This is a genomic window from Virgibacillus necropolis, assembly GCF_044793635.1.
GTDB lineage: Bacteria > Bacillota > Bacilli > Bacillales > Amphibacillaceae > Virgibacillus_F > Virgibacillus_F necropolis_A.
This window is the reverse complement of the sequence record NZ_CP084992.1, coordinates 668491-683545: the sequence shown is the minus strand read 5'-3', so window position 1 is coordinate 683545 and position 15055 is coordinate 668491. Positions and strand designations below refer to the sequence as shown.

Below are 15055 nucleotides of genomic sequence, written 5' to 3'. Positions count from 1 at the left end.
CTCCGTACGATAAGTTAACATCGGCTCGCCTTAGCTCACCGTGTTTCCTTTATCTCCTTCGGTTCAGTCCAGTCCATAGGTCGCTTAACGGGCGCTTGCGCTTTTCTTATATAAAGGAGTAAGTAATAATGAATGAACGTATTCTTCGCGTATTAGAATTTAATAAGATTATTGAGCAGCTGAGCTCATATGCTGCATCAAGTCTAGGTAAAAGTCGTGCACTTCAATTAAAACCGCTGACAGATCTGGATGATGTATTGGAAGTGCAAAAGGAAACGGATGAAGCCGGCCAAATATTACGGTTAAATCTTGCTGTTCCATTGGGCGGTATCTTTGATATACGGGCTAGTATAAAGCGAAGTGTTATTGGTGGTGTGCTGAGTACGGAAGAATGCTTAGACATTGCTAATACGATTTATGGTGGCCGACAAGTTAAAAATTTTATCGATAAATTAGAAGAAGAATTGCCGATATTAAAAAGCTTAACAGATCGGATTGAGCCACTTAGAGATTTAGAACAACATATAAAAAGCAGTATTGATGATCACGGTCACGTCATGGATAGTGCATCTGTAAAATTACGTAGTATCCGGTCTTCTATTCGAACTTATGAAAGTCGGGTACGAGAGAAATTAGATGGCTATACAAAATCTAAAAGCGCAATGCTATCAGATCCGATTGTAACAATTCGGAATGATCGTTATGTTTTACCTGTAAAGCAAGAGTATAGGGGTTCTATAGGTGGGATTGTTCATGACCAATCAGCTTCTGGAGCTACTTTATTTATGGAACCAAAATCAGTAGTAGATATAAATAATCAACTACAGGAATCATTTATTAAAGAAAAACATGAAGTTGATCGTATCTTGCGAGAACTTACTGAGCACATCGCAAACGAGGAAGTCTTTTTAACTGAGAATGTTAAAGTACTAGGGAAAATAGATTTCATGTTTGCCAGAGCAAAATTAGGCCAGGCAATGAAGGCATCAATGCCGAAAATGAATGATAAAGGCATTATCAAAATGCAGCATGCTAGACATCCACTTATTCCTATTTCCGAAGTTGTTGCAAACGATATTGAAATTGGTGAGGACTTTACTTCCATCGTTATTACAGGACCTAATACAGGTGGGAAAACTGTTACCTTAAAAATGGTTGGACTCTGTACGTTAATGGCACAATCAGGGTTACAAGTTCCTGCACTTGATGGTTGTGAAATGGCTGTTTTTGAAAATGTCTATGCAGACATTGGTGATGAACAGTCTATTGAACAAAATCTTAGTACATTTTCTTCCCACATGACAAATATTGTAGACATCATGAAAAATGTTGATTACAAAGCGTTAGTTTTATTTGACGAGTTAGGTGCCGGGACAGATCCACAAGAAGGTGCGGCCCTCGCAATGTCACTATTGGATGAGGTTATTGAACGGGGTGCACGTGTTATCGCAACTACGCATTATCCTGAACTTAAGGCATATGGATATAACCGAGATAATGTTGTTAACGCTTCTGTTGAATTTGATGTAGAGTCATTAAAACCAACTTATCGTTTATTACTTGGTGTACCAGGCCGGAGTAATGCATTTGAAATTTCTAAACGTTTGGGGCTAAATGAAACGATTATTGAAAGTGCTAAAAGTCATATTGGCATTGATTCAAAAAGTGTGGAAAACATGATTGCGTCACTTGAAAAATCGCAGCGGGAATCTGAAAAAGATTACGAATCAGCACATAAAACGATGCTTCAAACAGAAGAGCTTAAACATGATTTGGAAAAACAGTGGAAAGACTTTGAAGATAAACGAGAAACCTTGTACAAAAAGGCTGAGGAAAAAGCCAATAAAGCCCTTCAAGATGCACGGGAAGAAGCCGAATTAATTATAGAAGAAATTAGAAAGATGCAGACAAACACGAATTTGAAAGAACACGAATGGATCGAAGCCAAAAAAATGCTAGAAGATGCAAAGCCAAACCTTTCAAATAAACAGGTGGAAAAGAGTTCATCGCCAAGAGACCACGCAAAAGACCTGCAGGTTGGAGACACAATTAAGCTATTAACCATAAACCAACAGGGTAGTGTACTAGAAAAAATAAGTGATAAGGAATATTTGGTACAGGTTGGCATAATGAAAGTAAAAGTTAAGAGGAAAGATCTTCAGTTCATCAGTGAGAAAAAAGAATTTAAAGAAAAACCATTAGCAACTGTTAAAGGTTCCAGTTTTCATGTACGACCTGAATTGGATTTACGGGGTGAACGGTATGAAGATGCCTTACTTCGATTAGAAAAGTATATGGATGACGTGATTCTTGCTGGTTACCAGAAGGTGTCTATTATTCATGGAAAAGGAACAGGGGCATTACGTAAAGGAGTTCAAGAGTTAGCCAAACGTCACTCGAGAATTTCTAGTATCCGTGCTGGAGTGAGTGGTGAAGGTGGAAGCGGTGTAACCATAATAGAACTTAAGTAAAGCGTTATACAAGGGATGGTGTTACAATGGACAACTTTTGGGAAATTACGTATGTTGAAATAGCAGCAAGATATAGTGTAGTTATTTTGTGTACAGTAGTATTTCTAGCTTTATTTGAACTCGTTACATCCTATAAAAATTGGGATGAGATCAAAAAAGGAAATTTTGCTGTTGCAATGGCAACAGGTGGAAAACTTTTTGGGATCACCACTATTTTCCGTTATTCTATTGAGCACAATGATACGATCCTTCAAAGTGTTGGATGGGGAGTTTTTGGCTATATTTTATTGTTATTAAGTTATTTTATCTTTGAGTTTTTAACACCAAAAATTAAGATAGATGAAGAAATCGGAAATGGTAATCGTGCTGTAGGTTTTATTTCCATGTTAATTTCAGTGGGGATGGCTTTTGTCATTGGGGCTAGTATTGGTTAGGAGCGAATAATTGTATGGAAACATTGGCTAAAGTATTGGTTGTAGTAGCAATCCTGTTTGCAATTGTGGGGATTGTATATTTAATATAAGTCTGATTATAAGTATGGCTTTCACCATTTGAATACGGTGAAAGCCTAATTTTTTTGAAGAAATATTAAATAAAATTTCAAAAAATACAAATTAATCGTTATAATGAATATACATAGATAAAAAGGAGGAGAAAAAATGGAAGAACGCATTTGGCACGCACATTACCCAAAAGAAATACCCACCAGTATTAATTTTGATAAAAAGCCATTACATGAGTTCTTAGTTGAAAATGCAGAGCTTTACAACGAAAAGAAAGCGCTTCATTTTATGGGGAAAGAAATGTCTTTTGCTGAACTTTTCAAAGAGGCAAAGCAATTAGCCTGTTATTTTCAATCATTAGGACTCGCAAAAGGGGATCGGGTAGCAATTATGTTACCTAACTGTCCGCAAGCAGTTATCGGATATTATGCAACGTTATTAGCCGGGGGAATTGTAGTACAAACGAATCCTTTGTATATGGAACGGGAGTTAGAGTATCAATTAAATGATTCAGGAGCTAAAATAATCGTTTGTCTGGATATATTATTGCCACGGGTTACGAATGTTAAAGGTAATACATCAATTGAACATACGGTAGTAACTGGAATAAAAGATTATCTGCCATTTCCAAAGAATCTTATTTATCCTTTCATCCAAAAAAAGCAATATAATCTGGTTGTTAAGGTTGAACAAACGGAAGACACACATGTCTGGTATACAATTATGGAACATGCGTCTACCAATTATCATCCAGTAGAGGTGGATGCTGAAAAGGATTTGGCACTTTTACAATATACTGGGGGAACAACAGGTAGTCCAAAAGGGGTAATGCTTACACACTTTAACCTTGTTTCTAATGTACAGATGAGCCAGGCCTGGCTTTATAAAACCAGGGAAGGCGGGGAAACGATTTTAGGTGTTTTACCATTTTTTCACGTCTATGGCATGACAACCGTGATGAATATGTCTATTATGCTTGGGTCAAAAATGGTATTGTTACCGAAATTTGATGTGGAAGATGTATTAAAAACAATCCAAAAACAAAAACCAACCCTATTTCCAGGTGCACCTACTATTTATGTAGGTTTACTAAATCACCCCAATCTAAAAAAATATGATTTATCGTCAATTGAAGCCTGTTTAAGTGGTTCTGCACCGCTTCCAATAGAAGTTCAAGAGCAATTTGAACGTGTAACAGGAGGAAAATTAGTAGAAGGATATGGTTTAACAGAATCTTCACCTGTAACACATTCAAACTTTGTATGGACAAAGCGTGTTAATGGCAGTATAGGGGTTCCATGGCCAGATACTGACTGTAAAATTCTTCAAACAGGCACAATGGAAGAAGCTCCTATTGGGGAAGTTGGAGAAATTGCAGTAAAAGGTCCACAAATTATGAAGGGCTATTGGAATAATCAGGAAGAAACAGATAATGTTCTGAAAGATGGATGGTTACTTACCGGGGATCTGGGATATATGGCTGAAGATGGTTATTTTTATATAGTAGATCGAAAGAAAGATATGATTATTGCAGGTGGATACAATATTTATCCGAGAGAGATAGAGGAAGTGCTTTATGAACATGAAGCCATACAGGAGGCTGTTGTTGCAGGTATACCAGACGCATACCGTGGGGAAACAGTAAAGGCATACGTTGTGCTTAAATCTGGACATAATCTAAAGGAAGATGAATTAAATGCATACTGCCGAGAAAATTTAGCTGCATTTAAAGTTCCGCGGATTTATGAGTTCCGTGACGACCTTCCCAAAACGGCAGTAGGTAAAATTTTGCGACGTTCATTAGTAGACGAAGAAAAAGAAAAGATGCAGAAATAGAGTAAAACTATTTGAGCATTATGCTCTTTTTTTGTACAATAAGTGTACAAGCTAAATATTGATTGACATTAATTACTTGTATCGATACAATAAAAATATGAATGATGATTCATTCAGTTCGGGCAATGGTGTATGCTAAGGGGAATGAAGGTAATGAAAAAAAACAAACCAAAGTACAATCAAATCATTGAAGCTGCGGTGGAAGTAATTGCAGAAAACGGCTATCACGCCTCACAAGTTTCCAAGATTGCTAAGAAGGCAGGAGTAGCTGATGGTACTATCTATCTTTACTTTAAAAATAAAGAAGATATACTAATCTCATTGTTTGAAGTGAAAATGGGACAATTTATCGAGCAGATTGCTCAAAGTATAAATAAAAAACAAAATGTAAGCGATAAACTTTTAAGTTTAATCGAAATGCATTTTCTTCAGTTAGCAGACGATCATTACTTAGCGATTGTTACACAGCTTGAGCTTCGACAATCTAACACAGAATTACGTATGAAAATTAATGATGTATTAAAGCCCTATCTAGCCGAAATTGATCACCTCATTCAAGAAGGTATTGATAAAAAACACTTTCGTAGTGATTTAAATCTACCATTAGTAAGACAAATGATATTTGGAACCTTGGATGAAGTAGTAACAAACTGGGTGATGAATGAACAAAGGTACAATTTGCTAGCGCAAGCACCTGCAGTACACGAATTAATTATTAACGGGCTTTCCGTTAAAGATTCATAGAGGAGGATTACAATTTGGGAACTATATTTTATGAAAAAAGTAATCATGTTGCACTACTCACTATTCAAAAGCCACCCGCAAACGCATTGTCAAGCACACTAATTAAAGATATAGATAAAAAATTAGATGAAATAGAAAATGATGCTGATATTAAGGCTATTGTCTTAAAAGGTGAAGGTAAGTTTTTCTCAGCGGGAGCCGATATTAAGGAATTTACGGCCCTCCAAAACGCTTCCGATTATCAATCTCTATCAGAAAATGGACAGGAAGTATTTAATCGAATCGAAAGCTTTCCTATACCTGTTATAGCAGCGATTCATGGTGCAGCATTAGGAGGCGGTTTAGAACTTGCAATGTCTTGCCATATCCGCTATGTTACAGAAAGTGCTAAACTTGGTTTACCAGAGTTAACTCTTGGTATTATCCCAGGGTTTGCTGGAACACAACGCCTACCACATTATGTTGGTACAGCTAAAGCATATGAAATGCTTTTAAGTGGGACACCTATTTCAGGTAGCGAGGCACATAGTTACGGTTTAGCCAATCGTGTCGTCTCAGAAGATGAGATTTTCGATGAAGCTTTCAAACTAGCTGAGAATATCGCTTCCAAAAGTAAACCGACAATTAATCATATTATGCGCTTGATTCCTTATACAAAATCAGATAAGTTTAATAATGGGGTACAGGAAGAAGCGAAAGCATTTGGTGAAATTTTCGGGTCTGAAGATGCAAAAGAAGGCGTGCAAGCATTTCTTGAAAAGCGAAAACCGAACTTCCAAGATAGATAGAAAAGCGGAGGCGACTGGTCAGAAGCGGACGCATAAGAAAGGAACCGAAGAATGCATGGGTTTCGCATTCTAAGTGTTCATTACTTATGACGGCAGCTTCTAGGAGCTGCAGCTAGACAAGAAAAGCGGAGGCGACTGGTCAGAAGCGGACGCATGTGTCAATTATCTACTAGACTCTAGAACCCACAACTAGACAAATAGATTGAAGGAGGAAATCATATGAACATTTATGTTTTGTTAAAAAAGACATTTGACACAGAAGAAAAGATTGCTGTTTCAAATGGGCAAATTGAGGATGATGGGGCAGAATTTATCATAAATCCTTATGACGAATATGCAGTAGAAGAAGCGATTAAACAACGTGATGAGCATGGCGGTGAAGTTACAGTCGTTACAGTTGGCGACGCGGATTCCGAAAAGCAGCTTCGTACTGCCTTGGCAATGGGTGCTGATAAAGCTGTTTTAATTAATACGGAAGATGATCTTGAAGAAGGGGATCAATTCACAACTGCAAAAATATTAGAAGCTTATTTTGATGAAAAAGATGTAGATTTAATTCTAGCTGGTAATGTTGCAATTGATGAAGCAAGTGGTCAAGTTGGACCTAGACTTGCTGAACGTTTAGGAATCCCATTTGTAACAACTATTACAAGCCTACAAATTGATGGAGACACCGTTAATATTGATAAAGATGTAGAAGGCGATGTTGAAAAAGTAGAAACAAGCCTACCTGTACTTGTAACATGTCAACAAGGACTAAATGACCCTAGATATCCATCACTTCCAGGAATTATGAAAGCGAAGAAAAAACCGCTGGAAGAATTAGAAATTGATGATCTTGACCTGGATGAAGATGATCTAGAAGTAAAAACAAAAACAGTCGACATTTATCTTCCGCCAGAAAAAGAAGCTGGTAAAGTTCTTGAAGGTGACCTTGAAGATCAAGTAAAAGAATTAGTTTCATTATTAAAAACGGAATCAAAAGTATTATAAACCTGTCACATAAGAAAGGAGAAACGACATGAGCGAAAAACTACTAGTTATTGGTGAATCAAGAGATGGTTCTTTACGTAATGTTACATTTGAAGCTATTGCAGCAGCAAAAAAAGTAAATGCTGATGGGGAAATTGTTGGCGTTATTTGTGGCAATGAAGACCTACAAAGTCAGGCACAGGAAATGGTTTATTATGGGGCGGACCGTGTTATCACTATAAATCATGATAATTTGAAAACGTATACATCTGATGGCTACGGTCAAGCTATTATGGCAGTCATTTCAGAGGAGTCTCCTGCAGGTATTATCATGGGACATACAGCAATTGGTAAAGATTTAACACCAAAAATTGCAAGTAAAATGGAAACAGGATTAATCTCAGATGCTACTGATATTGAAATGAATGATGGTAAAGCTGTATTTACCAGACCGATATATTCTGGTAAAGCATTCGAAAGAAAAATTATTACGAGTGGTACAACCTTTGCTACTGTTCGTCCAAACAATATACCGGCATTAGATCGTGATGAATCACGTTCTGGTGAAATCACATCTAAAGACATGGACATTTCGGATATACGCACAGTTATCAAAGAAGTTATTCGAAAAGCATCTGAAGGTGTTGATTTGTCAGAAGCAAAAGTAATTATTGCTGGTGGACGCGGTGTTAAAAGTGAGGAAGGATTTAAACCACTACAAGAACTTGCAGACGTACTAGGTGGTGCAGTTGGAGCATCACGTGGTGCATGTGATGCAGAGTACTGTGATTATTCTTTACAAATCGGTCAAACTGGGAAAGTTGTAACACCTGATTTGTATATTGCTGTTGGTATATCAGGAGCAATTCAGCATTTAGCAGGAATGTCTAACTCAAAAGTAATTGTTGCGATTAACAAAGACCCAGAAGCTAACATTTTTAATGTAGCTGACTATGGTATCGTTGGCGATTTGTTTGAAGTGGTTCCAATGCTGATAGAAGAAATTAAAAATATGTAGGAAAAGCGGAAACGCCTTTTCAGCGACGTATGGAATTTACGAACCTACTCAAGATTAGATGAGCTTGACTTATTGAAGAGTAGGGAAGGAAGTCCGCTAGTCGCTGGTCAAATAATTTTGGTTAAAAAAGCTTGATCAGATTAGTTTGATCAAGCTTTTTTCTGGGTATTTGACTAATTAATTGATAGTATAAGCAGGATATTCGCATGGTAATACTAACGATGATATACTCATTTTAGATTTAATGTTTCATTGAGGAGGAATAATTATGGCAATTGTAAATGTATCAGACCAAAACTTTGCACAAGAAACTGCAAAAGGTTTAGTATTAGCTGACTTCTGGGCAACTTGGTGTGGCCCTTGTAAGATGATTGCACCAGTTTTAGAGGAAATCGACGGAGAAATGGAAGAAAAGGTACAAATCGTAAAGCTGGATGTTGACGAAAACCAAGAAACAGCTGGCAAATACGGAGTTATGTCTATTCCAACTTTGTTACTATTTAAAGATGGTGAAGTTGTTGACCAAGTAGTTGGTTTTCAACCGAAAGAAGCACTAGTTGAATTAATCAATAAACATGCATAAATAGTTCTAAAACTATCGTAAGCGTTGTTATAATGTAGAAAGTTAATCCCTTGTTGCGTTTTGTAACAAGGGATTAATTAGTATAAGATAAAATCTTTAAAACTGTCTAGCTTCAGCGCCCATTGCCTAGTGTCCTTCCGGCGCCTCCTTACGATAAATAAACATCAGCTATTAGAGGGAAGGCCGACTAAAAGCGGACTTGCGCTCAGGCGTCGGCACAGGACATACGGCAATAAACGGTCGCTTACGCTTTTCTAAAAAGGGACGAAGGTATAATGAATCAATTAATTAAAGAAAAATTAGCTGTTCTTCCCATGCAACCTGGATGTTACTTAATGAAAGATAAGCACGGAACAATCATTTATGTTGGTAAATCGAAAGCTTTAAAAAACAGAGTGAAATCATATTTCATTGGTGCAAATGATCGAAAAACCCAACGTTTAGTATCAGAAATTCAAGACTTTGAGTATATCGTTACCACCTCCGAAATTGAAGCACTCATATTAGAAATGAATTTAATAAAAAAATATGACCCTAAATATAATGTGCTACTAAAAGATGATAAGTCTTATCCATATTTGAAAATAACTTCTGAACGTCACCCAAGATTATTGGTTGTACGTAAAGTGAAAAAAGATAAAGGGAAATATTTTGGACCTTATCCAAACGTTATTGCTGCTCGTGAAACAAAGAAATTATTAGACCGATTATACCCATTAAGAAAATGCGATAAAATGCCAGACCGGGTTTGTTTGTACTATCATATGAAGCAGTGCCTAGCACCATGTGTCTATCCTGTCTCGGAGGAAACGAATAGTTCTATTGTACAAAGTATTTCATCGTTTCTTAATGGCGGACATAAAGAAATTAAAAAAGATATTAAAGAAAAAATGTATCAGGCGAGCGAGGATTTAGATTTTGAACGCGCGAAAGAGTTAAGGGACCAAATTCAGCATATTGAAGCGGTTATGGAACAACAGAAAATGACATTAAAGGATCAGGTCAATCGAGACATATTTGGTTATAGTTACGATAAGGGATGGATGTGTATTCAGGTATTTTTTGTTAGACAGGGTAAATTGATCGAACGCGATGTAGCCATTTTTCCATTTTTTGATGATCCGGATGAAACATTCATCAGTTATATTGGGCGATTTTATTTACATCAAAACCATCTAAAGCCAAAACAAGTTCTATTGCCATTTGAAGCTGATGCAGATCTATTAACAGAACTACTTGAAGTTGACGTTAACATTCCATACAGGGGCCGAAAAAAAGAATTGGTTAAACTAGCAATGAAAAATGCAAAAATAGCACTTGAAGAAAAATTCTCCATTATTGAATTGGATGAGGAACGAACCATTAAGGCAGTAGAAAACATAGGAGAAAAATTGAATATTGAAACACCGCATCGTATTGAGGCATTTGATAATTCAAATATTCAAGGAACGGATCCAGTGTCTGCAATGGTTGTTTTTATCGACGGTAGACCAAATAAGAAAGAATATCGTAAATATAAAGTAAGGGACGTTAAAGGCCCAGATGATTATGAAACAATGCGTGAAGTAATTAGACGTAGGTATTCGAGGGTATTAAAAGAAGACTTGCCGCTTCCAGATCTTATTATGGTCGATGGATCAAAAGGTCAGATGAGCGCAGCACTGGATGTTCTTGAGAATGAGCTAGGGTTGGATATACCATTATGCGGCCTTGCGAAAGATGATAAGCATAAAACAAGCGAGTTACTCTATGGAAGCCCACCAACAATAATTGATTTATCAAGGAAATCACAAGAATTCTATCTGGTCCAACGAATACAGGATGAGGTCCACCGCTTTGCCATCACGTTTCATCGTCAATTACGTGGGAAAAATCTATTTCAATCTGAATTAGATAAAATTCCAGGAGTAGGGGAAAAAAGACGACGTTTACTTTTAACCCACTTTAAGTCAATTGATGAGATTAGAAATAAATCAATTGAGGATATAACGAAGCTTGGTATTCCCAAAAATACAGCAGAATTAATCCTGGATCATTTAACGAAAGAGTAAGATAAGCAATAGGCGTTGTAGTAGAAAAAAAGCTCACATTTATTGTGAGCTTAACTATTTTATGAGGTAATGAGAACGGAGAATTCGACTTGCATTATTTTTTTATTTATTTCCTCTGTGCATTCTGCTTCCGTATCTTTAAGTTGTTGAATCGCTTCAGCCAGGAATCCTGCCTCCAAACGAAAATCTACATCAAATGCTGCGTTTAGACGATTAACAACAGAATCAGACATAAGACTAAAAATTAATTCTTTGCGTTTACTTTTAATTAACTCAAGCTTTCCCCAACCAAGTTTATCAAATATGTGATAAATATCTTCAATTGTATCGAATGTTAATATTCTCGCCAGATTTCTACCCATGAAATATAGTAATGTATCAGATTCTCTTCCTAATAGCTCTGGTAAGCTTAAATATCGCAATACATCATATCCTGCACCTGATGTTTGAAGTTCCTCAAGTAAAGAGGACGAATATTCCAGTTGATTTTTTGACATGGATGTCATCCTTTCTGTGTACTGTCCAATCAAATAGCAATATTTAATGTAAGTATTATAGTTTGCTAGTATTATTATCTATATAATTCGTCTGATGTGCAAGTGTACATCAAATTTTTTTTTCGAATAAGCAGAATGAGCCATATTAAAATTAAATGACTCCTTTTCTTGACGCTTTTCAGAGATAGAAGTACAATAAATATGTCACAAATTGTACATTAACGGGCAATATTAGGGAATAATAAATGCTGAATAAATAATGTTTAAGGATTTGTGCATCAAAATAGCATAATTATATTACTAAGGGGGGTAACGCATGGCGGGACGTAGCGAATTTAATTATCGTAGATTACACTCACTTTTAGGTGTAATTCCAATTGGAATTTTCTTGATTCAGCATTTAGTGGTGAATCATTTTGCTGTGTACGGTAGAGAAAGTTTTAATCAAGCAGCAGGTGTTTTATCTAGCTTACCATTTAAGTTGGTATTAGAAACAGTTATCATTTATTTACCAATTTTGTTTCATGCAATTTTAGGGGTGTACATTGTATTTGTTGCAAAAAACAATGTAAAAAGATACGGATTCTTCCGTAACTGGATGTTTTACGTTCAACGTATAACTGGAATTATTACGCTTATTTTTATTGCATGGCATATTTGGGAAACACGTATTCAAATTGGACTTGGAAATGCAGAAGCAAATTACAGCCTAATGGAAGGTATTTTATCAAGCCCTGTAATGTTTTGGTTCTATATTATCGGTGTTATTTCAACTACATTCCATTTTGCTAATGGATTATGGAGCTTCTTGGTATCATGGGGAATTACCCAATCACCTAGATCTCAAAAAATTGCTACATATGCAACACTAATTGTCTTTTTAGCCTTAAGTTATATAGGTGTAAGAGCCTTAATTGCATTTGCTTATGGCGTATAAGTTTTACCAATAGAGGGAGTGAGTATATATAATGAGTAATAAAAAAGTCATCGTGGTAGGCGGTGGACTTGCCGGGCTGATGGCAACAATTAAAGCAGCTGAGGCGGGTGTAAACGTAGATCTATTTTCTATTGTCCCTGTTAAACGCTCTCACTCTGTATGTGCCCAAGGTGGTATTAATGGTGCTGTAAACACAAAAGGTGAAGGAGACTCACCTTGGCATCATTTTGATGATACAGTTTATGGTGGAGATTTCTTGGCAAATCAGCCACCAGTTAAAGAGATGTGTGAAGCAGCACCTAGTATTATAAATATGCTGGACCGCATGGGAGTAATGTTTAATCGTACACCAGAAGGTCTGCTTGATTTTAGACGCTTTGGCGGAACATCTGTTCATCGTACGGCTTACGCTGGGGCAACTACAGGACAACAATTATTATATGCATTAGACGAGCAGGTTCGACGTTATGAAGTGGAAGGTTTAGTTACGAAATTTGAAGGCTGGGAATTCCTTGGAGCAATCCTTGATGATGAGGGTGTAGGAAAAGGAATTGTGGCCCAAGATATCAAATCACATGAGATTAAATCTTTCCCATCTGATGCTACTATCATGTCTACAGGTGGCCCTGGGATTATTTTCGGTAAGTCAACTAACTCAATTATTAATACTGGTTCTGCCGCAAGTATTTTGTATCAACAGGGTGCAAAATACGCTAACGGTGAATTTATTCAAATTCATCCAACAGCAATTCCCGGTGATGACAAGCTGCGTTTAATGAGTGAATCTGCACGTGGTGAGGGTGGTCGTGTCTGGACGTATAAAGATGGAGAACCTTGGTATTTCCTAGAAGAAAAATATCCTGCTTACGGAAACCTTGTTACGCGTGATATTGCGACCCGTGAGATTTTTGATGTATGTGTTAACCAAAAGCTTGGTATTAACGGTGAAAATATGGTCTACCTTGATTTATCACATAAGGATCCAAAGGAATTGGATGTTAAACTTGGTGGAATCATTGAAATCTATGAAAAATTCGTTGGTGAAGATCCACGTAAAGTTCCAATGAAAATTTTCCCTGCTGTTCACTATTCAATGGGCGGACTTTGGGTGGACTTCGATCAGATGACAAGTATTCCTGGTATATTCGCTTGCGGAGAATGTGATTATTCACAACATGGTGGAAACCGTTTGGGTGCAAACTCATTGCTATCGGCTATTTATGGCGGATCTGTTGCAGGACCTAACGCAATCAAATACACGGAAGAACTTGAAACACATGTTGAAGATATGTCACCTGAACTATTTGAAAATAGTCAAAAAGAGGAACAAAGAAAGTTTGACGAGCTAATGAAAATGGATGGGGAAGAAAATGCTTACCGGATTCATAAAGAGCTTGGAGAATGGATGACAGATAATGTTACTGTAGTCCGTCATAATGATAAACTTCTAAAAACGGATGAAAAACTTAAAGAACTTCAGGAACGTTGGGAAAAAATCAGTATTAATGATACCTCACGCTGGAGTAACCAAGGTGTAATGTTTACGCGTCAACTGAAGAATATGCTTCATTTGGCACGAGTCATTACACAAGGAGCATACAATCGTAATGAGAGTCGTGGAGCACACTATAAACCGGATTATCCTGATCGTAATGACGAGGATTGGTTGAAGACTACCATTGCAACATTTGATAAAGATAAAAACGCTCCAGTATTAACATACGAAGAAGTAGATACATCTTTAATTAAACCGAGATTAAGGGATTATTCTAAAAAACACTGAGGGGAGAAAGTTAAAAATGGCTGAAGAAAAAACAGTTAAATTTATCATAACTAGACAAGACAGCCCGGATTCTGCTCCTTATAAGGAAACATTCAATGTTCCTTATAAAAAAAATATGAATGTTATTTCTGGGTTAATGGAAATACGACAAAATCCTATAAATGCAGATGGGGAAGAAACAGCACCTGTATATTGGGATATGAACTGTTTGGAAGAAGTTTGTGGCGCTTGTTCTATGGTGATTAATGGAACAGCAAGACAATCGTGTGCTGCTTTGGTTGATCAGTTAGAACAACCAATTCATCTTGAACCAATGTCAACATTTCCAGTTGTTCGTGATTTAATTATTGATCGTGAGCAAATGTTTGATGCTTTGAAACAAATTAAAGCCTGGGTGCCAATTGATGGTACATATGACTTGGGACCTGGACCACGTATGCCAGAGAAAAAACGTCAATGGGCATATGAACTCTCGAAATGTATGACTTGTGGTGTATGTTTAGAAGCATGTCCAAATGTTAATGATAAGTCAGATTTCATCGGACCAGCAGCTCTTTCTCAAGCACGCTTGTTTAATGCACATCCAACTGGAGATATGAATGCGAGTGATCGTTTAGAAGGACTTATGCAGGATGGTGGAGTTACCGGATGTGGTAACGCACAAAACTGTGTGGAAGTATGTCCGAAAGGTATTCCATTAACAACATCCATTGCTGCAATGAATAGAGCAACAAATATTCAAGCATTTAAAAACTTCTTTGGTAGTGACAACGCATATTAATCACACTGATGAACGAATATGAAGTGACCCCACCCAACGTTGTGGTGGGGTTATTTATATTCTTTAGGAAAAGCAAAGCCACACAAGGAGA

The 15055-nt window shown here is 36.9% G+C and carries 13 protein-coding genes; 12 read left to right on the top strand and 1 reads right to left on the bottom strand.

Features of this window, described 5'->3' with window-relative positions:
- The first annotated feature begins 128 nt into the window (after positions 1–128).
- From LG329_RS03525 to uvrC, 9 genes are all read left to right on the top strand, one after another.
- On the top strand, positions 129–2471 hold the full coding sequence (locus LG329_RS03525) for an endonuclease MutS2 (RefSeq protein ID WP_404453420.1): 2343 nt from the start codon (positions 129–131) through the stop codon (positions 2469–2471).
- A gap of 26 nt (positions 2472–2497) precedes the next feature.
- Positions 2498–2905, top strand: coding sequence for a DUF350 domain-containing protein (locus LG329_RS03520; protein ID WP_404453417.1), 408 nt, complete (start codon positions 2498–2500; stop codon positions 2903–2905).
- 225 nt (positions 2906–3130) lie between these two features.
- Positions 3131–4810 carry an AMP-binding protein gene (locus tag LG329_RS03515; RefSeq protein WP_404453414.1) on the top strand — a complete coding sequence of 560 codons (1680 nt, stop codon included), beginning with the start codon at positions 3131–3133 and terminating at the stop codon, positions 4808–4810.
- Between the two features lie 153 nt (positions 4811–4963).
- Positions 4964–5554 carry a TetR/AcrR family transcriptional regulator gene (locus LG329_RS03510; RefSeq protein WP_404453411.1) on the top strand — a complete coding sequence of 197 codons (591 nt, stop codon included), beginning with the start codon at positions 4964–4966 and terminating at the stop codon, positions 5552–5554.
- A 14-nt stretch (positions 5555–5568) separates the two neighbouring features.
- Complete coding sequence (locus LG329_RS03505; RefSeq protein ID WP_404453408.1) at positions 5569–6342, top strand: enoyl-CoA hydratase; 774 nt, start codon at positions 5569–5571, stop codon at positions 6340–6342.
- 219 nt (positions 6343–6561) lie between these two features.
- Positions 6562–7335 carry an electron transfer flavoprotein subunit beta/FixA family protein gene (locus tag LG329_RS03500; protein ID WP_404453405.1) on the top strand — a complete coding sequence of 258 codons (774 nt, stop codon included), beginning with the start codon at positions 6562–6564 and terminating at the stop codon, positions 7333–7335.
- Positions 7336–7363: 28 nt separating this feature from the next.
- Positions 7364–8332 carry an electron transfer flavoprotein subunit alpha/FixB family protein gene (locus LG329_RS03495; RefSeq protein ID WP_404453402.1) on the top strand — a complete coding sequence of 323 codons (969 nt, stop codon included), beginning with the start codon at positions 7364–7366 and terminating at the stop codon, positions 8330–8332.
- 268 nt (positions 8333–8600) lie between these two features.
- Positions 8601–8915 (top strand): thioredoxin, encoded by a 315-nt coding sequence (gene trxA, locus LG329_RS03490; protein ID WP_404453399.1) that lies wholly within the window; start codon positions 8601–8603, stop codon positions 8913–8915.
- Between the two features lie 275 nt (positions 8916–9190).
- Positions 9191–10966, top strand: coding sequence for an excinuclease ABC subunit UvrC (gene uvrC / locus LG329_RS03485; RefSeq protein WP_404453396.1), 1776 nt, complete (start codon positions 9191–9193; stop codon positions 10964–10966).
- A 59-nt stretch (positions 10967–11025) separates the two neighbouring features.
- Here uvrC and LG329_RS03480 read toward each other — a convergent pair whose 3' ends face one another.
- Positions 11026–11463 (bottom strand): DUF2507 domain-containing protein, encoded by a 438-nt coding sequence (locus tag LG329_RS03480; protein WP_404453393.1) that lies wholly within the window; start codon positions 11461–11463, stop codon positions 11026–11028.
- 316 nt (positions 11464–11779) lie between these two features.
- Between LG329_RS03480 and LG329_RS03475 the strand changes: the two genes are divergently transcribed.
- The 3 genes from LG329_RS03475 to sdhB are packed head-to-tail and all read left to right on the top strand — an operon-like array spanning position 11780 to position 14964.
- Positions 11780–12400 (top strand): succinate dehydrogenase cytochrome b558 subunit, encoded by a 621-nt coding sequence (locus LG329_RS03475; protein ID WP_404453390.1) that lies wholly within the window; start codon positions 11780–11782, stop codon positions 12398–12400.
- A gap of 31 nt (positions 12401–12431) precedes the next feature.
- A complete protein-coding gene (sdhA, locus tag LG329_RS03470) occupies positions 12432–14183 on the top strand; it encodes a succinate dehydrogenase flavoprotein subunit (protein ID WP_404453387.1) in 1752 nt (583 codons plus the stop codon).
- Positions 14184–14199: 16 nt separating this feature from the next.
- On the top strand, positions 14200–14964 hold the full coding sequence (sdhB, locus tag LG329_RS03465) for a succinate dehydrogenase iron-sulfur subunit (protein ID WP_404453384.1): 765 nt from the start codon (positions 14200–14202) through the stop codon (positions 14962–14964).
- Positions 14965–15055 lie beyond the last annotated feature (91 nt).

Excerpts from the sequence above, each read along its gene's own strand:
- sdhB (WP_404453384.1), top strand. The coding sequence starts at position 14,200 with ATGGCTGAAGAAAAAACAGTTAAATTTATCATAACTAGACAAGACAGC.
- LG329_RS03525 (WP_404453420.1), top strand. The coding sequence starts at position 129 with ATGAATGAACGTATTCTTCGCGTATTAGAATTTAATAAGATTATTGAG.
- LG329_RS03520 (WP_404453417.1), top strand. The coding sequence starts at position 2,498 with ATGGACAACTTTTGGGAAATTACGTATGTTGAAATAGCAGCAAGATAT.
- uvrC (WP_404453396.1), top strand. The coding sequence starts at position 9,191 with ATGAATCAATTAATTAAAGAAAAATTAGCTGTTCTTCCCATGCAACCT.
- LG329_RS03495 (WP_404453402.1), top strand. The coding sequence starts at position 7,364 with ATGAGCGAAAAACTACTAGTTATTGGTGAATCAAGAGATGGTTCTTTA.
- LG329_RS03510 (WP_404453411.1), top strand. The coding sequence starts at position 4,964 with ATGAAAAAAAACAAACCAAAGTACAATCAAATCATTGAAGCTGCGGTG.
- LG329_RS03500 (WP_404453405.1), top strand. The coding sequence starts at position 6,562 with ATGAACATTTATGTTTTGTTAAAAAAGACATTTGACACAGAAGAAAAG.
- trxA (WP_404453399.1), top strand. The coding sequence starts at position 8,601 with ATGGCAATTGTAAATGTATCAGACCAAAACTTTGCACAAGAAACTGCA.
- LG329_RS03515 (WP_404453414.1), top strand. The coding sequence starts at position 3,131 with ATGGAAGAACGCATTTGGCACGCACATTACCCAAAAGAAATACCCACC.
- LG329_RS03475 (WP_404453390.1), top strand. The coding sequence starts at position 11,780 with ATGGCGGGACGTAGCGAATTTAATTATCGTAGATTACACTCACTTTTA.
- sdhA (WP_404453387.1), top strand. The coding sequence starts at position 12,432 with ATGAGTAATAAAAAAGTCATCGTGGTAGGCGGTGGACTTGCCGGGCTG.
- LG329_RS03480 (WP_404453393.1), bottom strand. The coding sequence starts at position 11,463 with ATGTCAAAAAATCAACTGGAATATTCGTCCTCTTTACTTGAGGAACTT.